The organism is Photorhabdus kayaii, assembly GCF_025384895.1.
Lineage (GTDB): Bacteria > Pseudomonadota > Gammaproteobacteria > Enterobacterales > Enterobacteriaceae > Photorhabdus > Photorhabdus kayaii.
The window spans coordinates 97,214-116,964 of sequence record NZ_JAJAFZ010000009.1; the positions used below are offsets into that span (position 1 = coordinate 97,214).

15 protein-coding genes are annotated in these 19,751 nt (G+C 39.4%); 4 read left to right on the top strand and 11 right to left on the bottom strand.

Features of this window, described 5'->3' with window-relative positions:
• Nucleotide 1: 1 nt before the first annotated feature.
• Both tamB and tamA read right to left on the bottom strand, forming a co-directional pair.
• Entirely contained in the window at nt 2-3,775 is a 3,774-nt protein-coding gene (gene tamB, locus LGZ98_RS05735; protein ID WP_262977808.1) for an autotransporter assembly complex protein TamB, read from the bottom strand.
• Nucleotides 3,772-5,514 (bottom strand): autotransporter assembly complex protein TamA, encoded by a 1,743-nt coding sequence (gene tamA / locus LGZ98_RS05740; RefSeq protein ID WP_262977809.1) that lies wholly within the window; start codon nt 5,512-5,514, stop codon nt 3,772-3,774. Before tamA ends, tamB begins: the two co-directional genes overlap by 4 nt.
• 114 nt (nt 5,515-5,628) lie before the next feature.
• Between tamA and msrA the strand changes: the two genes are divergently transcribed.
• Nucleotides 5,629-6,276 carry a peptide-methionine (S)-S-oxide reductase MsrA gene (msrA, locus tag LGZ98_RS05745; RefSeq protein WP_387490281.1) on the top strand — a complete coding sequence of 216 codons (648 nt, stop codon included), beginning with the start codon at nt 5,629-5,631 and terminating at the stop codon, nt 6,274-6,276.
• Between the two features lie 154 nt (nt 6,277-6,430).
• Nucleotides 6,431-7,762, top strand: a complete 1,332-nt coding sequence (locus LGZ98_RS05750) for a polyamine export protein PaeA (RefSeq protein WP_058589600.1) — start codon at nt 6,431-6,433, stop codon at nt 7,760-7,762.
• 113 nt (nt 7,763-7,875) lie between these two features.
• Here LGZ98_RS05750 and LGZ98_RS05755 read toward each other — a convergent pair whose 3' ends face one another.
• A complete protein-coding gene (locus LGZ98_RS05755) occupies nt 7,876-8,082 on the bottom strand; it encodes a DUF1107 domain-containing protein (RefSeq protein ID WP_011148633.1) in 207 nt (68 codons plus the stop codon).
• Nucleotides 8,083-8,372: 290 nt separating this feature from the next.
• Here LGZ98_RS05755 and LGZ98_RS05760 point away from each other — a divergent pair, with 290 nt between their 5' ends.
• On the top strand, nt 8,373-8,927 hold the full coding sequence (locus LGZ98_RS05760; RefSeq protein ID WP_113041652.1) for a YtfJ family protein: 555 nt from the start codon (nt 8,373-8,375) through the stop codon (nt 8,925-8,927).
• A gap of 96 nt (nt 8,928-9,023) precedes the next feature.
• Here the strand turns inward: LGZ98_RS05760 and cysQ are convergent, their stop codons facing one another.
• Nucleotides 9,024-9,767, bottom strand: a complete 744-nt coding sequence (cysQ, locus tag LGZ98_RS05765) for a 3'(2'),5'-bisphosphate nucleotidase CysQ (RefSeq protein ID WP_228899484.1) — start codon at nt 9,765-9,767, stop codon at nt 9,024-9,026.
• Between the two features lie 314 nt (nt 9,768-10,081).
• Entirely contained in the window at nt 10,082-10,702 is a 621-nt protein-coding gene (locus tag LGZ98_RS05770) for a BamJ family beta-barrel-assembly machinery protein (protein WP_058589603.1), read from the bottom strand.
• A 270-nt stretch (nt 10,703-10,972) separates the two neighbouring features.
• On the opposite strand from LGZ98_RS05770, the gene LGZ98_RS05775 reads away from it, so the two are divergent.
• Nucleotides 10,973-11,689 (top strand): helix-turn-helix domain-containing protein, encoded by a 717-nt coding sequence (locus tag LGZ98_RS05775; RefSeq protein WP_113041654.1) that lies wholly within the window; start codon nt 10,973-10,975, stop codon nt 11,687-11,689.
• A 36-nt stretch (nt 11,690-11,725) separates the two neighbouring features.
• Here the strand turns inward: LGZ98_RS05775 and LGZ98_RS05780 are convergent, their stop codons facing one another.
• The 6 genes from LGZ98_RS05780 to LGZ98_RS05805 form a co-directional block, all read right to left on the bottom strand.
• Entirely contained in the window at nt 11,726-13,021 is a 1,296-nt protein-coding gene (locus LGZ98_RS05780) for an ATP-grasp domain-containing protein (protein WP_113041655.1), read from the bottom strand.
• A gap of 10 nt (nt 13,022-13,031) precedes the next feature.
• The gene (locus LGZ98_RS05785) at nt 13,032-14,297 is read right to left on the bottom strand and encodes an MFS transporter (protein ID WP_229015767.1); all 1,266 of its coding nucleotides are present in this window, start codon (nt 14,295-14,297) and stop codon (nt 13,032-13,034) included.
• A gap of 171 nt (nt 14,298-14,468) precedes the next feature.
• Entirely contained in the window at nt 14,469-16,166 is a 1,698-nt protein-coding gene (locus LGZ98_RS05790; protein WP_113041657.1) for a carbamoyltransferase family protein, read from the bottom strand.
• A gap of 23 nt (nt 16,167-16,189) precedes the next feature.
• Nucleotides 16,190-16,993: a dimethylarginine dimethylaminohydrolase family protein gene (locus LGZ98_RS05795; RefSeq protein WP_262977810.1), complete on the bottom strand. Its 804-nt coding sequence runs from the start codon at nt 16,991-16,993 to the stop codon at nt 16,190-16,192.
• On the bottom strand, nt 16,990-18,180 hold the full coding sequence (argG, locus tag LGZ98_RS05800) for an argininosuccinate synthase (RefSeq protein WP_262977811.1): 1,191 nt from the start codon (nt 18,178-18,180) through the stop codon (nt 16,990-16,992). The genes LGZ98_RS05795 and argG overlap by 4 nt, the downstream gene beginning before the upstream one ends.
• Nucleotides 18,170-19,378 carry a PLP-dependent cysteine synthase family protein gene (locus LGZ98_RS05805; protein WP_262977812.1) on the bottom strand — a complete coding sequence of 403 codons (1,209 nt, stop codon included), beginning with the start codon at nt 19,376-19,378 and terminating at the stop codon, nt 18,170-18,172. Before LGZ98_RS05805 ends, argG begins: the two co-directional genes overlap by 11 nt.
• Between the last annotated feature and the right edge of the window lie 373 nt (nt 19,379-19,751).

Sequence of the window (19,751 nt, forward strand, 5' to 3'; positions counted from 1 at the left end):
TTTAAAACTCAAACTGATAGAGCAAATCCAATGTCTGATCAATACCAGACACCGCTTCCAGATACAACCTAGGCATTAACCTATAGCGTAAGGTTAATGTTGCTAGTGAATCAAATATACCAACACCATACTTAACTTGCAGATCTTTTGTAATCTTTCCGCTAACAACTACCTGTGATTTGTCACCAACCCCCTGAGTATCCAGTGCTAAGTCGGAAACACCAAATATTTCACCGATCTTACCCACCAACTGACCACTCTGTGCAACCCCCAAACCTATTAATATTGCCGTCATCTGTGAGTTGTCCGAGTTACTATTCTCTAACCCTTCACCACGCAACAGATAAGAAAGTGCTTCCAATTGTGATCTAACAGGCTCTGAAAAAATTTCTACTTTTGGCTGATCCGCCAAACCGCTCACCCTTACCCCTGCAATAACCCGCCCATCGGTAGAATCTGGATTACGGATAGCCTCAATGTTAAGTAATGGCTGATCAGGTGGGCCTGAGAACATAATCAGCCCTTTACGAACGATCAGATCCTGTCCATAAGTATGGAAACGACCATCAAGAATATCAACTTGACCATTCAAACCCAGGCCTTGTTTATCTTGAACAACCATCAGATCGCCTTTAAGTTGTGCTTTAAGGCCGAAAGCACTAAGACGAACATCATCTCCTATATGAATCGTCAAGTTACTTTGAATCGGGATAGACGCTTTTTTCTGTTGTAATGGCTGAAGATTCTCATTCAATATAACTTCATCCGATGAAGCCTCAACTGTCGATTCTGGTAGCTCCTTCACGGTAATACGCGCCCAAGGAATACCAACGCTACCATCCAATTTCAGCAACTGAGGAGAAGCCTCAAACACCAGAGCAGGGCTAACATCAATTTTCACCATTGGTGGAAAAACCACTCTTAACTTGTCGCCGTTAGCCCTTACTCGTGCATGCCATGCATCCACATTACGCCAGTCTGCATCACCATTTAGGTTAAGCTGCCCCTTCGGCGTTTTAATAACACCATCAAGAACGGAACGTATTCCATCAAAATTCACACCAACTTGCCCTTGAGTAATATCAAATGGGATCCAATGGCCCGAAGCTTGCAGTGCACTCAGGTCTAACCGGCCAAACAATAATGGATTTCTGACATTGCCTCCCAGAAGCAGGTGAGCATTCAAATGACCTTCAGCTTTATCACCTTTCCCAAGAATCGGCTTGATTAACGCCAGTGAAATATCCTGAATATCTACATTTCCCGACAGCTTACGGCTCCCAGCAAGATCAGCAACCTGTACGCCACCGTTGAATCGGCCATTTCCCATAATCTTAAATAACCAATTCAACTCTGCTGTGCCATTCTTCAAGCCTACATTGAGTGTCAGGGTCTGGAAATCTACCGGTAATGCAGTGCCATCAACCATCTGCCTAACATGCACCCCATCACCACGCAAATTAACGTTGGCCTGAGGCAATCCGCTTTCCGCGTTCCATTTAACGTCGGCATTGCCACTGAATACACCTTTCAAATGTATTTCAGACCCCAGTAATGGCTGAATCATAGCAAGATCCAAACGTTCAAGAACAATGGATGCACTACCGCTGACGCCAGCTTCAATAGATTCAGGTACGCAGAGCTGCGCATGTGGATTCAGCCAACAGTGAGGGCCCACAGTGACTTTCTGCTGCTGATTAAGATAATCAAGAGTTATCGCTTTAGTTAAACGCCATTCTCCAACCGGGGTGTCAAAACGGGTATTGTTAATGCTACCTTTCCATCGCTGCTGCTTACGATCAAAACTACCATTCAATGCAAGTTGACCAGCAATCGGTTTGCCGTCAATCTTCAATTGCAAGTTGTGCTGTTTCTCATTGCCCTTAGCATCCAACGTAAAATTACGGACAATCAAATCCGCTTGTTTCAACTCACTGACTTTAACAGCAAGATTCCCTTGGATCTGTTCAGCAGAACGTACATCCCCTTTCACATTCACTCGATCAATGAGAAAATCCTGCCATTTCAACCTGTTAGCATTGAGATCAACCAAAAGCTGAGGTGCTTGTATATTACCACGTAATTTCAACGTTCCATTCACGACACCGCCAAGCCCCGGAAATATACCATCCAACTTCGGTGCACGGATATCGCCATCCAGTTTCCACTGTTTGAACAATTGTCCCTGGAGATTCATTTTATTGCGCCCTAAAGCCAGCTCGAATTGAGGAATATTCCACTGACCGGCCGCGTTACCAGAAATCTTACCTTTGGCTTTTATTAAGTTCTGTTTTACGTTACCGTCCAGCATAATTTCCGGGATATGAAGCTGCCAACTACCACCGTGTAAACTACCCCGGGTAACTATTTTCCCATCGATTTTGGCTGGCCATTCCGGCCACTGTTTAGCGGTATTGATCCCGGAGAGTGTCAGCACCGCATTCCAACTTACTGCCTTACTCCAATCTGCTACACCGACCAATTCGCTCTTTCCTTGCAAAGCAGACAGGCGTAAACGGGTCAACTTAAGCTGTTCTTCATTACCTTTGGCATCTAATACAAGTAATGCTGGCGGGATTTCACTACCGTTAATACCGGAACGCAATGACAAATCATAACCACTGGCCTTACCATTGAGGCGCATTTTTACGCTATCAAGCTGATATTCTGGCTTCCCCGTTAAAGGCCAACTCAGTTGCTGGCTTTCAAGCGTCACCCGCACGGGTAAACCTACCTTAGCCAGTTCCGCTTGAGCATCAAGTTTAGCACTGACAGGACCAGACAAATTCAGCCCTAAGTTGAGTTGCTCCAGTAAAGCGCCATTAAGCTTTACATTAACCTTTTGTCCTTGGATCTCTTGTCGACTTAGCTCACCTTTTATTACCAGTTTTATCGGCCATTGCTGTGCCAGAGTCGCGGAACCATTAATGGCAAGAGAACCTTGCGGCATTTTAACATTCAATTTATTGAGCTGAATCTGCTGCCCCTGATTGCTAAGTTGCAGTAAAAACTCATTGATTGTGATATTGGTATCACCAGTCAGCCTTAATTGCTTACCACTTATCCCTGCAACAGTCATATCCAGTGGAATAGGCACTTCTGGTAATGTTGCCAATAGCGGTTGAGAGAATAATTTTTTCAGAATTTCTCCCAACGATTTTTCCAGTTCGGTCCCTCGTTTCGCTTTCTCCTCTGCTTCCGCTATTTTCAGCCGTTCAGGGGGAGTTTTTGGCAGTCCCACCAGCAACCCATTAATTTTCGTTGGCTTAAGCGTTAATGCCTTTTGCTGCCACTGAGCTGCGGTTCTAAATTCATCAAGGGCAAATACCACGCCATTTACAGTGACAGTGGCATTTTTAACGGACAACAAATCAAGTGAAATCGGATATGGTGTCCTCAGTTCAGTTAAAGGTGCTGACTTTGGCGACGATTCTCCCGCAAGTGGCAATCGTTTGGTATTAATTGCAACTATTACGCCTTCTGTCGTTAATGCATTAACACATAACTGACTGTTTTTAAAGCAGGAAAGACGAAGCGAAAGGTGGAGTTGATTCACATTGACATCAACACCGGGCATTTGATACTTAACGCCTTTCAGGGTCAAATCACGCCAACCGCCACTGACGCTGGCTATATCTAGTCCCGGTACCCAACGAGCAGCACTGTTAATCATAAAATGCAGGCCAGATTGCGTTCCTACCAACCCGGCAACAACAATAACCAACAAAGTCACCATCAGCAGAAAAGTAATACTGACCTTTTTAATCCATCTCATAATTCAGATCCTAACCCGATGTAAAACTGGATATTACGGGATTCTGAATCCCCTATTGGTCTGGCAAGGTCAAATTTAATGGGTCCGACCGGAGAAGCCCAACGCACACCAACACCCACGCCGGTTTTAAAATTGCTCTTTCTAATGTCATTAATGGCTTCACCGGTATCAACAAAAACAGCACTCCACCAATTACCCGTTACGTTATATTGGTACTCAAGTGAACCCACAACTAGTGCGGATGCACCGGTCAATTTTCCTTTATCGTCTTTAGGGGAAATTTTCTGATATCTGTAACCACGAACACTGTGATCACCACCAGCAAAAAAGCGTAAGTCGGGTGGAACCTTCTCGAATGCATTAGTTTCTATCCAACCCAAATTACCCCGAGCAACAAAACGGTGATTATCCCAATAAGTTCTGATCCAAACGTTTTGCGCCTGTAACACCAAGAAATCAACATCAGAACCCCAAAGGGTATCAGAGATATCAATAGAATAGCGCTGGCTATCGCCCCAATAAGGCATCGTTCCTCCACGCTGGCGGATACGGCTGACGTTCACCCCTGGGTAAAATAACATTGCCGTATTGGTGACATTAGCCTGAGTAAAGTGGCTGAGACTCCAACGCATATTTATCCCATACTGCCAACCCGTTGAAAGATCCCAATTACGGGAAAGATTTACTGTCGCGGTATCTGATACGGTATCGTTGATATCTTTACGCTTATACCCCGTCTGCAATGCGTAATATTGCTCTAACGGATTCACCTTCAGCGGCATTTTATAGGTAGCATCAATCACCTGTTCAGGTGCAGAAAGGTTGATGCTGGTGCTAAGGCTGTGTCCACGGGAATTAAGCCACGGTTTTGTCCATTTCGCCTTTACCCGTGGCCCTACATCAGATCCATAACCCCCACCCAGTTCAACATAGTTTTTGGAACGTGGAGTTAATACCGCTTCAAGAGGAAGCATTCCGTCACCATTTTTTCTCGCGGTATTAAAATCCGGTGAGACTACTGCTGAATTAAACCAGCCAGTTTCTGCTAACCGCCGATTCAATTCGGCCAATTGTTCAGAGGTATAAAAATCCCCTTCTTCGAATGGAACTAGATGACTCAAATAATCTTCGCGGATCTGTGAACCACGATAACGCACCTGACCAAAGTGATAACGCTCACCGCTATTAAAAACAAAGTCCCAGAATGCCTCATGTCGTTCTTTGGCAACACCCAATTGGCTCTTTTTCATAACCGCGTCAAAATAACCTTTCCTAATAGCGAGCCCGGTCAGAGAACCTTTAAGGTTTTCATATTCATCATGATTTAGAATCGTTCCTTTCTTTGGGCTTTTACTTTTAACAAGTTTGGCATAATCTCCATCTGTTTTAGCCCCACCTTCCAAAACAACGTTAACATCGGCAATTCTCACAGGTTCGCCCGCAGTAACTTTTGCCGTTAATACCGAGCGAGCTGGCGGTTTATTTTCCTGATAGGTAAATTCGATAATAGGTTCATAATAACCAAGCGGGCGCAAGCCTTCACGAATCGCTTTATCTACACGAGATCGAAAACGGCCATCTGGCGCAACTTCATCAGTGCTGATAGTGGAGAGATGAATTCGAGCATTTTTTTCCAACTTACCTGTTAATCCTTCTATTTTCAGACGAAGATTAGCACTATGAGCAATAGGAGTTACGATAGACACACAAAGAAAGCATAAAACGGGGTACCTCGACACGCGAACTCCTAACCTGATCGGAATAATTTAACTATAATCAATTTATCTTGAGTAAAGTTTACAATATATACAATCTATCAATATCTGAAAACTTAATAATTACGGGAGTGAATTGTGCCAACTTCAGCTAATAAAAGCCTATCTATTGATCCTCATAGTGCATTACCAGGCAGAACTGAGCCACTTAAGGTTTCACCTAACCATGCTGTTACCGATCATACGATAGAACCTGTTCCAGAAAATATGGAAGTTGCCTATTTTGGTATGGGATGCTTCTGGGGCGTAGAACGCCTATTCTGGCAACAACCTGATATTTACACCACCTCCGCAGGTTATAGCGGCGGTACAACACCAAATCCAACTTACGAAGAAGTTTGTAACGGCCTGACCGGACATGCTGAGGTTGTTAGAATTGTTTACGATCCAACAAAAAACAGCTACGAAAACTTATTAAAACTTTTCTGGGAAAACCACGATCCAGCTCAAGGGATGCGCCAGGGCGGGGATATTGGCTCTCAGTATCGCTCCGCGATTTATACCGTGTCACCTCAGCAACATGAATTGGCATTAGCCAGCCGTGAACGTTTCCAAAAAGCAATGCAACAACAAGGCGATAACCGCCCTATTACAACGGAGATCACAGAAGCGGGACCATTCTATTTTGCTGAAGACTATCACCAACAGTATCTATTTAAGAACCCTGAGGGGTATTGCGGGCTAGGCGGTATTGGTGTTTGCCTACCCAAAATGAACAAAAACTAGCCGCCACATTTAATTAATGTTATAATTACCAAGCTAATCAATAGCTTTCTAAGTGTTTGTTGTCACTTTTTATTTTATATGATTTTTATTGTTTCCTCCGGTGCTTTTCTAATGACAACCTACCCTACCACCGGAGGTAGAACATGGATTCCTTATGCTAAATAGTCTCTTAATAGTATTTTTATTGTGCGCGATAAGCGCCTTTTTTTCGTTATCTGAAATCTCTCTTGCTGCCTCTAGGCGAATCAAACTAAAACTGATGGCAGATGAAGGTAATGTCAACGCAGCCCATGTCCTCAAATTACAAGAAACGCCGGGAATGTTTTTTACCGTGGTGCAAATCGGCCTAAATGCAGTGGCAATTTTGGCAGGTATTGTCGGTGAATCCGCATTCTCTCCTTCATTGAAAACGTTTTTCATGAAATTTATGCGCCCCGAATGGGCAGACCAGTTGGGCTTTATCTGCTCATTTATCATTGTGACCAGTATATTCATTTTGCTCGCTGACTTGACACCAAAACGTATCGGCATGATTAAGCCTGAAGCAGTCGCCGTGAAAATCGTTAACCCAATGCGTTTCTGTCTGACAGTTTGTCGTCCACTAGTTTGGCTATTTAATGGCCTGTCTGATCTTATTTTTAAGCTCTTTAAAATTCCGACAGCGCGTAATGAAGATATCACATCCGATGATATTTTTGCGGTTGTGGAAGCAGGAGCTGTTGCTGGTGTGTTGCGTAAACAAGAGCATGAACTGATTGAAAACGTGTTCGAGCTCGAATCCCGCACAGTGCCTTCTGCCATGACCTCAAGGGAAAATATCATTTACTTCGATAAGAATGAAAGCGAGGAAAGTATCAAACAATGGGTTTCTAGCCAGCCACATTCCAAGTACCTAATATGTGATAGAGATATTGATCACGTTATCGGTTATGTGGATTCCAAAGATCTGCTTAACCGTGTCCTAAGTGGTCAAAGCCTAAGCTTCAATAAAGGTGTCCAGATCCGCAACGCGCTGATCATTCCAGATACCTTGACACTTTCAGATGCACTGGAAAGTTTTAAAGCAGCGGGTGAAGATTTCGCTATTATCCTGAATGAATATGCGTTGGTAATGGGTGTGATTACCCTTAATGATGTTATGACCACACTGATGGGTGATTTAGTCGACCAAGGACAAGAAGAGCAGATCATCATCCGTGACGAAAATTCATGGTTAGTAGAAGGAGGAACACCTATTGATGATGTACAGCGTGTACTGGATATTGATAATTTTCCTGATTCAAGTAACTATGAAACCATTGCAGGTTTCATGATGTTTCGGTTGCGTAAAATTCCAAAGCGTACTGATTCAGTTAAGTTTGCTGGTTACAAATTTGAAGTTGTCGATATTGATAACTACAAAATCGATCAGCTATTAGTCACAAAAATCACTGATACTCTCACCACGACACCAACGCAAAACCTGCCTATCAGTGATGATAAATAAAAACGGCCTATTCTTGAGCTAAGGCCGTTTAGTATTCTCATGTTAAGCGCCACTTATTGTTATTTTGTGGCGCAGATTACACCAGTATGCAACCCGATTCTTTTTCGTTTTATCTATCCTATTTCGGCCTGCAAACGTAGCACTTGCTGATTGACTTCACTCATTACACTAAAATGGCGCTTATCTCTCACCTTCGGCGGTAAAATTTTGCCGCAGTCGAATTCAAAAGCCCCCATATCTTTAATGTATAAACGTCCACGGAATAAAGTTTTAACGTAGAGAGCAATTTTCAGTGGGTTATATCGGTGAAAAATTTTCATCTCTGCTTTTTTCCTCCTAACTACTTCTTACGGTTACGTTTGGTGAACCAACTCCATACACCATACCGTTATGTAGAATAATAGACTGAATTTATCCGATTTTGTTCCCTCCATTTTTAGTTTTATGCACTGAATTTACATAAAATGACAGATATTTAGATATACATAACTATGTAACTTTATCTCTTACTTAATGTTAAAAATTTGATCTTCTTTAAAGAGATAAATCAGTTAATACCCGCTATGCTAGAGATCCATGCATTGTCACATTAACCTACAAAGGAAAAATTATGATAAAGAACTTTATGCTATATGCTGCGCTACTTTGTTCTCCTGCTTTAGCATTCGCCCACAACATCACTCTGGAACAACAGGTTCCTGCGATCAGTGTTTCTGATAAAGGTGAGTTGTTACTCAACAATAACAAGTTTAGCTACCAAAATTGGGATAGTGGAAAACTGATTGGTAAAGTGAGAGTCATACAACATATTGCAGGTCGTAGTGCAGCTAAAGAGATGAATGCCCCACTGATAGAAGAAATAAAACGCGCTGATTTTTCAAAAGAAAAATACCAAACAACCACCATCATCAATATCAATGATGCAATATTCGGCACTGGACCATTTGTCCGCAGCAGTATTGAAGATAGCAAAAGAGAGTTTCCGTGGTCTCAGTTTATCGCTGACAGCAACGGTGTGGTCAAAAAAGCTTGGCAGTTGGAAGCTAAAAGTTCTGCCATTATTGTCCTGGACAAAAATGGCGTAGCGAAGTTTACCAAAGAAGGTGCGTTAAACAATAGTGAAATCAAACAGGTCATTGAATTAGTCCGTAAGGAACTACAGTAAAAACATCCGTGGTGATAACGACTTACAGGTATGTTTTCGTTTGCCCTTATCACCACAATTCCGCTGAAAAACAAATCTACTAGAAAACAACCACGATTAAAAAATCGTTACTCTAAATCCCGGATTCAGGAATGATTCACGAGGCGTATAATCTAGCGTCTGGCCTTTCCAGTTGGTCACGTGAGCACCAGCAGCAATGGCTATAGCATGACCCGCCGCAGTATCCCAGATATGAGTGGGTCCAAAGCGAGGATAAAGTTGCGCTTTTCCTTCAGCCACCAAACAGAACTTCAGTGAAGAGCCCACAGAAACCGTCTGATGTTCACCTAACTGATTGAGATAATCTTCTAATTCTGTATCCATATGGGAGCGGCTAACGACGACCATTGGTGGATTAGCATCACGAATCTTAATCGGCAAACATTGACCTCCACAGACTTTTTTCCATGCCTGCCGCCCTTGCCCGGAATAAAGCGTATCCTGCACAGGAGCATATATCACTCCCATCACAGGAACGCCTCCATCAATCAAGGCGATATTAACCGTAAATTCACCGTTACGATTAATAAATTCCTTGGTACCATCCAGAGGATCAACTAACCAATAGCGCTTCCAATCACGCCTCTCTTCCCAAGTAGGAAGCTCTTCTTCCGACAACAGTGGAATTTCCGGAGCGATACGGGATAATCCGGCTTTAATTATTTTATGAGCCACAATATCAGCCATAGTAACCGGTGAATCATCTTGCTTATGATCAACTTTCAGGGGATGTTCATCCTGATAAATTGTCATAATAGCCGCACCAGCTTCCTGAGCCAGTTGGCAGATTTGTTCTAGCATCACACACCTCTGCGGTTAGTCATCTGTTATCATTTTAGACTATATTACCAATTGATCTTTTTATTGGAACGGTAAGAATTTTATTACCACTCTTAATAGCATTCCTGTCTATTTTTCAGATAAATGGCAAAAGCTGGCGGGCCAAAGACTCTATTTAAAGAAATAATTAGGAAATTGAGGGAAAGCCAGTTCATCGGCGACATCCTAGCTGAAATTTTCGATGGTTTGAAAATATCCCCCATTTTTTAAATGGGTTTGTCAGTAGTCTGAGACGGATATACCGGCTATTTTTTAATCCTACTTCTGGATAAAACTTACAGAATTTCCAACAATTCCACCTCGAAAATCAGAGTGCTATATGGGGGAATCGATGCACCGGCACCACGCTCGCCATAAGCCAGATTATAAGGGATATAAAGTTCCCATTTAGAACCGACAGGCATCAACGTCAATGCTTCAATCCACCCAGCAATCACCCCATTTACAGGAAATTCAGCAGGTTCACCACGCTGTACTGAGCTGTCAAACACGGTGCCATCAATCAGACGACCCGTATAATGAACACGCACGTGGTCAGTATGGGCAGGAATTGCACCATCACCCTGTTTTAGTACAGAGAACTGTAAACCAGATTCTGTCGTGCTTATACCGTCACGCTGAGCGTTTTCTGCCAGAAACTTCTGACCCTCTTCTGCCATAGCTTGCTGACGTTCACGACGCACACCATCTGCACGTTCGTGCATTTCACGTAAGGCACGATGCAATATATCGACCGGCACCGCTGGAGAATGATTTTCCAGCGCATCACATAACCCCGCTAACAACGCTTCAGGTTCCAGACCTTGCAGGCCAGACTCCAGTAATTGCTGACCAACCTGCAAGCCAACCCCATAACTTGCTTGTGCTTCGATAGAGTCAAAAGAAAGTTTTGCCATGAAAATACCTGTGATCAAATTAAATTAGATTTGTAAGCATAACAGCGCCATGCAGCAGGGTAAACCGAAGATGTCACCCGGAAAATACATGTCGCCCAAATATATAAGAGCTAATAATAGATATAATTCTAAGTAGCATATTTATTTCTTAAAGGTTACAATATAAAAATTCAATTTTTAAAAATTTTTACTTATAATTGATTATATGAATAAAATATTTTTTATATAAAATTAATTTTATTGCAAATATTATATGATGAGGAAAATCTTATGAATAAACCATTTAATGAGATTTTATCAGAAATTAAAAAGTCCAAAACCATGCCTGAATTAGAAAAGAGGTTGTTAAACGCGATAAACTATCTGGGTTTTGAATTCTACTCAATTTATCAGGAAGAAAAATATCCATTCACGACAAAAAAATATGTTCTAATAACCAACCTAAATATAGAAACTGCAAGCAATTATAATCAAGATAATAATCACGACAGCGACCAATTAATGAATGGTGATTACACTTTCTCTATTCCGTCAGTTTGTAATGATAAAATATCAAAATCTGCTGATTTTATGATTAAAAAATCAAATTCAAATAAAAATGAAGTTAAAAATAGTCTTTCAATAAAAATTAAAGGTTATCATGGAGAAAGGTCAATTTTTTCAGTTGCCAGAAAAGAAGGCTCTATTTCCCACAATGAAATACTTAATAAAGCAGGAGTATTAGGCATATTGGCAAATGAATGCATAAAAACATTTAATAATCTAAAAAATAAAAAGGATAAAATCATTGTTCCAACGCTCTCTACCAGAGAAGTTGAAGTCATAAGATGGACTTGTGAGGGAAAAACTTCTGCTGAAATAGCCGATATACTGGATATTTCAACAAGAACAGTTAATTTCCACATTAACAATGTTATGGAGAAATTAGTGGTTCCCAATAAAGTTGCAGCAGTTGCTAAAGCAATAGCATATAATCTAATCATATAATAATTAGAGCCAAAATAAGGCTCTAACCATACGAAATTATACAATATAATTAGACAATATCTCTCTCCATGCATCATTAATCTCATTCATCAGGGATTCACATTTGACGTGCTCATCATTAATATGCACACAAACGTAACCACAGAAATCATTATTGCTTTTTGGTGTTTCATAAACCGGTGAATTCTTATCTAAACTAATTTTTATTGCAATAATTTCATAACATAATTTACTCAAAATATTATCAACAGATGCTAATAATACTTCATTAACTTCTGTTTGATCGAATTTATCATTAATTTTGCCATCTTTATCTGCCAGCAAATTAATCAAAAATGCCCTTCCCTTTGCTTCAGGCAATATCATTCGATCACTAAATCCTTTGACTAAATGGTCAACCCAAATTTCCTGCAAGCTTATACCATATACCCGGTTAGCCATATCCCAAATACGCATACCCGCTGGTCTACGATTAGTTTCAACCAGAAAAGTTTCTCCCGTTTTACTATCTTGCTTAATCTCATTATGGAATGCGCCAAGAGTCTGCCCTGAAATCAGATTCATTGCCTGCCCCGCTTTATGTAATGCAATCGTATTTCTGCCATCACATTGCGCCGGAACTATTTGCCCTATTTCAACAGGAAATTCCCCTTTCTGGGAAACTTTTTGCGTTAAAAATGCCATACAACCAATACCATCGTACGAATATTCTGTATCGAAAATAATAAGTTCTTCTGCAAGAGTTTGATTACCACCAGATTGCTCAACAGATTGAGCAAAAGCCGTTGGGATTTTACTTCTATCTTTAACCGCTACCACGCCTACATTTGCCCGACCACAATTAGGCTTAATAATCACACCATACGGAACAGAATCATAAAACTCTTCCAGTTCTTTAATCTCATTAATGAAAGTATATCGAGGCGTCTTAATATGTTGTGCCGCAAGCAACGGTAATATTCGAGTTTCTTGTTGGCGAAATTGATATTTCTCAATACCTGCGAAACTTAATTCGGGATCATCACCATAAACGTTTAATTTCTTCGCGATAACAGCAGTATACCCAGATACCGCATCCATAAAAGGAAGAATACCAGCACATGTCATATTAAGTTCAGCAAGAACTGTCATCACACTATCAACATAATTCTCTGTTCGTACAGGAATATGATAGACAAATGGTGTGACATTTTTTTCCTCACCGGACAACATATCGCTAATAATTACCAATTCAAGGGAGTAATTATATCGAATATAGTCACGAATATTGACGATTTCATTCAGCCTTGCCGGAAGATAATCAAGCACTAACAAATATTTTTTCGAACTCATATTTCCTCCATTATTGACTATTATGCAGATTAAATTTAAGCGAACGATAAGGATTAATAATGATAAACATCAATAAAACAAATGCAGAGAATATCAGATAAATACTATTGTAGGAAAAATAGTTCAGTAAATTAGCACAAATAAAACTGGTTAAAGGTGTCGCTAACTGATTCAAAACCAGCACCACACCAAGATACTGAGAAAAACGCTGCTTCGGAATAAGACTTGCTCGATAAGAGCGGGAAAAAAGATTAAAACAACCTTCCGAACCAATAACCAGTAAGAAACCTAATGTGTAAACCACAAATAACGGCCCAGTCGCAAATAGTGTCAGACCACATAACGCAATCAGAAAAGCCGTTACACCAACGATACGCACATCAAAAATCCGGCACAATTTTGGCGCAATAAAAAAAACACAACAATTCACCAGCCCCGCATAAGCCAAAAGCTGAGCATAACTCCCTTTCGGCTGTGAAAAAACACTGGTAATAACATAAACTGCCGTTGACAAAATAGCACCTTGCATCACATTCATCAGGAATGTCAGGCTAATGACGCGTAACAAGGGTGGGTTTTCCATCAAGAATTTAAAAATGGCCGGCAGATTATACCCTTCTCTATTAGCGTGTTCTTCAATCCGGTTTTTCCTTTGTAGCTGAAACCATATCAAACTACTAATTAGGAAAGGAAAAAATGCAAATGCAAATACCGCATAAACACTGAATTTATAAACCAGCACACCGACAACCGCCGGGGCTGCAATATAGGTAAACTGTTCAACAAATTGTAAACGAGAGTTAACAGAAGGTAATTCTATTGCACTCATGTTTTTAGAGACAAAACCTTCAAGATTGACATATCCCGCTCCACTAAAAAAGGATAAAACACATGAGAGAGAAATAATGATATATACGATACTATTATCAGAATATATAAATGAAAGGATAAAAAGAAATAAGCAAACTAATGATCGAAGAATATCACTCAGGAATAACATAACCAGAGTATGCATCCTGTCCCCCATCCAACCAGAAATGGGGAGAGAAATCACTCTGAATAGCCGTTCAAGCCCAAAAGCAAAAGATGAAAGTGAAGCGCTATTAGTTGAGGTATATACTAATACAGGCACAGCGAACATAACAAATGCCTCTGAAAAAACAGAAAAAAAGCGAGCCAGTATGATCTTATGTATCATTAATATTACCTCAACCTTATTATACCCGTTATCTTTCAAGTTGCCTCTTTGTTGGCTGCGCTCACTCACCCCGGTCACATCGTTATCTATGCTCCCGGGGATTCACTCCCTTGCCGTCGCGATGCATCTTGAAATCCATAGGGTATATCTATCCCATTAGACTATTGTATTTATCAATTTGAAACTGAGCAATGCCCAAATTGACTTCATCAATTACACCTACTGGGATAGACGTTTACTATGCAATAATTAATGAATCGATTTAATCAAATAATTCCCCAAAACTAAATAATCAATATTAGTTTTCATGAAAGTTTTAATAGCATCTTCCGGTGAACAAACAATTGGTTCGCTATCATTATAAGAAGTGTTCAGCAACAAAGGCACACCGGTTTTCCGATAAAATGCCTCAATCAACTGGGCATAATCTGGATTTGATGCACTATCTACCACCTGAACTCTGGCAGTACCATCTTCGTGAACCACTGCCGGAATTTTCGATGCTTTATCCACTTTAGCATCCATCGCTAACAACATATATTTTGCAGCTTCCGGTAATTCCTTCCGAACATGGAACCAATCAGCAACATGTTGACGCAATACACTAGGCGCAAATGGCCTAAACATTTCACGATGTTTAACTTTACGATTCATTAAATCGCGAATATCTTTATTTCTTGGATCAGCCAACAAACTACGATTACCTAATGCCCGCGGCCCAAATTCCATCCTCCCCTGGAACCAGCCAACGACATTATTTTCAGCCAGCAAGCCTGCGACAACCTCATGAATATTCTCTTCATATGTCCAGTCCAAACCGTGGGCCTTCAAACTACGCTGGTAATCATCTTCACTATATTCCAGACCCCAATAGGTATGCGTCAGAGGATAGCGCTGATTATTTTCAAGAATATGATGCCAAATAAATAGTGCGGCACCTGTGGCAGTCCCGGCATCATGTGCAGCAGGCTGAATAAAGATATCTTCGATATCCAACTCTTCATATAACCGTTTATTCGTTATGCAATTCAATGCGACGCCACCCGCAAGGCAGAGTTTATTCGTTGCTGTTTCCTGCAAATAATGATGAGCCATATTTAACACTATTTCGTCAGTTATTTGCTGGAGAGAAGCAGCAATATCATAATATTCCTGCGCTACCTCTCCACCAGGAACTCTTTTCACAATACCAAACAAAGATTCTAATTTAGAAAAGTCTTGGCTGCGGAAATTGAGAATGGTGTTATCGATAGTAAACTCACCTTTCTCATAAATTTTGACAAGTTGTTGGAACGCTGGCATAAAACCTTCAGGCTTACCATAAGCAGACATTCCCATCACCTTACAGGCATCGTATACAGAGAAGCCCAAGAATTCTGCCAATTTCTCCCACATAAAACCAATTGAATTAGGGTATTCAATGGTTTTAATTTTCTTCAGACTATTGCCATCGCCCAGATATACCCCTGCGGTATTATCCTCTCCCACACCATCAAGTGATAAGGTTAATGCTTTATCAAATGGCGAAACAAAATAAGCAGATGCCGCATGAGCTGTGTGATGAGGAACCCAATGAAATTGACCACGGAATCCCATTGATTGTAAAATTTCTGGTACTGAAGTGGTCTTACGATAAAAAATGGACTCACCCGATACACTTCCCCAATTTCCCTCACTGGTGACTTCATCAATAAAGACTGATTTTCTTCGTTCTATCGGATCAATAGAAAACCCAATATGACTCACATCTTCCAAGCGAATACCCGCAAAGTCTAATGCAACTTCAATGGAAGCCAATGGTAGTTCATCAGGATTATCAACATTTGCTGGTTTTCCGTGTTTTCTTCTATTTAAACGCTCTTCTTCAATGGCAAAAATAGTTTCTCCATCTTTTAATAAGCAAACTGCTGATTCATGGTAAACTGAATTTATACCTAAAATATACATGACTTATTATCCTCCCATTATAATTATTTAATTTTTAATACTAAGCAGCGCAGACTACCACCACTCTTTAAAAATTCACTCATATCGCATTTAATGACATTATAACCATAATTATTTAATTGATGTTCAACCTCTATAGAACAATCATGCATGAGAATATCTTTACCTATTGGGATATTATTACAGACAAATAATTCCTTAGCGTCATGTTCTGATATTGAGATCCGGCGTTCAAATGTTTTATCAATATAATTCTGGCTCTCTTTAGTAAATGCTTCTGGATAGTAAATAACCGTATCTTTGTCAATAAACGAGAATGCCAGAGCCACATGAAAGAAAGTCTTATCCTGAATATGTAGTTCACCTTTAACTTTAAGTTCTGGATAGACTTTCTGAATTGTATTTATTGCTTCTTTATCTGAGCGAGGACCATAACCAAATATGATGTCATTATCCCAATAGATAACATCTCCAAGCCCTTCAAAATAAATACCTTTATCAACACGATGTATCTCATAACCTAGATTTTCCAGATAATCGATATAGTACTGGCTTTCCCCCTGGCGTTCAGCGTGCCGGAAATTACTAGCAAGGAATTTATTATTATGCACCATTCCACAATCACCTGAGAAAGTCATATCAGGCAAACCATTAACAGGATCGATAGTGCGAATAGTGATGCCACGTTCAGTCAACCGTTCATAAAGAAAATCCCATTGTTGCTGTGCCAATTCTTTATTGACTCTATTATTAGGGTCCATCCAGTCATTAATAACGTATTCAATATCATAAAAATCCGGTTTACACATTAATAATTCTTTAATCATAACTTTTGCCTCATCTTAGATTTAGCACTTTGCTTAGTATGGATATTAAATATTTTTGCAAATCCCTCGGCATCGTTTTGACTATATAAATGCCCACAATTATATATTGCTAAATTATCATCATAGATAGTCGTCTTTGAAGTACGAGAACAAACGTTGGCATATTTATAGCCTAATTCAAGTTTAATCTCACCATTGACATGTTGATTCATGCTATCAATAAAGTGGTTTAAATGAGTTAATAAGGGATCATACCAAAGCCCAGAATAAACTAATTCAACCCATTTTTTATCAATTATCTCTTTAAACCAATTTTCGTGACGATTACTACAATAACATTCTAAATCACGATGTGCGGTAATTAAGATATGTGCGGCAGGTGATTGATAAATTGCGCGTGTTTTCAAACCGACAATGCCATCTTCAACAATATCAAAAATACCAATTGATAGTTTTTTACCAATCTTATTTAATATTTCGATAATTTCATATAATGATTTCTTTTCGCCGTCAATCGATATCGGTATACCATTCTCAAAACCTAATGACAAAAATATTGGCTCAGTGGCTGATAGTGCATGCTCAAATAATTTCTCTCTGACATCTTCAGGAATTAATGTTTCCGGTTCTGCCAACTGACCACATTCGACACTTAATCCCCATATATTTTCACTAGTAGAATAAGGGTTATTACAACCAAATTCTTGAGGAATACCATACTTCATAGCATAACTATTTACGATATTTTCGTCGTATTTAAAATCTCTCAACGAAGCAATAGGTATTTTATTCAGAATTTCTATATTCATATCCATTCTGACTTGATCATTACCTCTGAATTGATGGGCAATATAATCAATATTGAGCTCATTGGCTACTTCAACTGCCGCCTCAGCAATCGCAGGCCGGGAAAGTGCCGCACTGAGAAAATAACCATTTTGATAAATAGCATTCGCTTTTATCGCTTTTGTAAGGAAGTGTTCAGCATATTGTGCTCGATAATCTTTATAGATAAATTTATCAGCACCTGCAACCATACATTCCAATTCAATATCGTCAATGTCTCTTACCTGCCCTTCATCAATATAAAGAGCAATTACCTCTCTATATTCAGATTTAAGACTTCTTATGATAAGAGGATTATAGAGGCGATTATAGTAAATCACCAAAACACGATCAGACTTCATTTAATACGCACCCCATGTTTGTAATAATTTCTTCTAGTTGAGGTTCTGTTTTACTGTCCTCAACTAATTCTGAGAAATTATTTTCAAATAACCAAGTATCATTATAAATTGTGTCTATATAACGTTCTCCACTATCAGGAATAATGACAACAATATTATCTCCAGGTTTAAAATCATCCAGGCGATTTAATGCTGCGCTTACCGCGCAACCTCCCGTTCCACCAATTAAAATACCTTCATTTCTGGCTAACTTTCTTGCTACTCGGAATGCATCAATATCTGCAACTTTCAAGGTAATATCGATATTGGTACGATCCAGAATAGAAGGTATAAACGTTAGTCCTGCACCTTGTACTAAATATTTTCCTGGTTCACCACCGAAAATAATAGACCCCACGGGTTCAACACCATAAATTTGTACCTGTGGATTTTTCTCTTTCAAATAACGGGAAATTCCAGTAAGTGTTCCACAACTTCCTGCCGTCACAAAACAAGCCGTCAAATTATTGCCAAAGGTTTCATACAACTCACGCCCCGTGGAACGATAATGTTCATCAGGATTAACCTGATTTTCAAATTGCATAGGGCTAAACGCATTCGGATAGGCTTTTATAATCTCTTTAGTTAAATCAATGCGATATTTGACAGTATCCGTTCCCGCTTCAAATTCTGGCAGGAAAATGATTTCCGCGCCAAACGCTTTTATGTTATCGCGTTTCGCTGCCGGCACCATGCGATCCAAAACCGCAATAAATCGATAACCTTTAACGGCACACGCCATTGCCAAACCAATTGCCGTATTACCCGATGATGGCTCAATCACCACCATTCCCGGTCTTAATTCCCCCTGAGCCTCAGCCCTTTCCAACATAGCAACTGCAATACGATCTTTAATACTCCCACCGGGGTTAATATTCTCCATTTTGAGAAAGACATTAATACCTTTAGTATATCTACCATTCAACATAACTACTGGAGTATTACCTATAGTTTGTAATATGCTTTTACCAAGATTCATACCAGTTTTATCCCTTATGTCTGGGTTAATATGAAGAACATATAATGATGACAAGGTATTTTTATCAACACATAAATAAATCAATTCAACATCTAATATACCTATTAATTTATTGATGAAACTATTCAATTTATCAATAACTATGGAGAATAAACTCATACCTATTAACAATAAGCGCATTCATTTGTGTTCTCACACAAGGGTTAATTAACAAAAATTATAATTATAAAATTACACTTAAAAGTCTACTGTCAACTCTGACAGTTATATCAATAAAATCCCGTATAAATTTTTGATATTATTATTTAATAATAAGGATATATATTAATATCATTAAATATTCTTATATGAAATCATATAAAATAAATTATCATTATAAAGACAAATAACCGAAATTATATAAGAATATATTTTTATATTATTATGAAATAATCATTCTTGTAATTAACTAGATTCAGACATAGATATATCAAAATATTCTATGAAAAATCCACATATCACAATAGAATTAACAATACCGATATTATCTAATAATAAAAAATACGAATTCAAT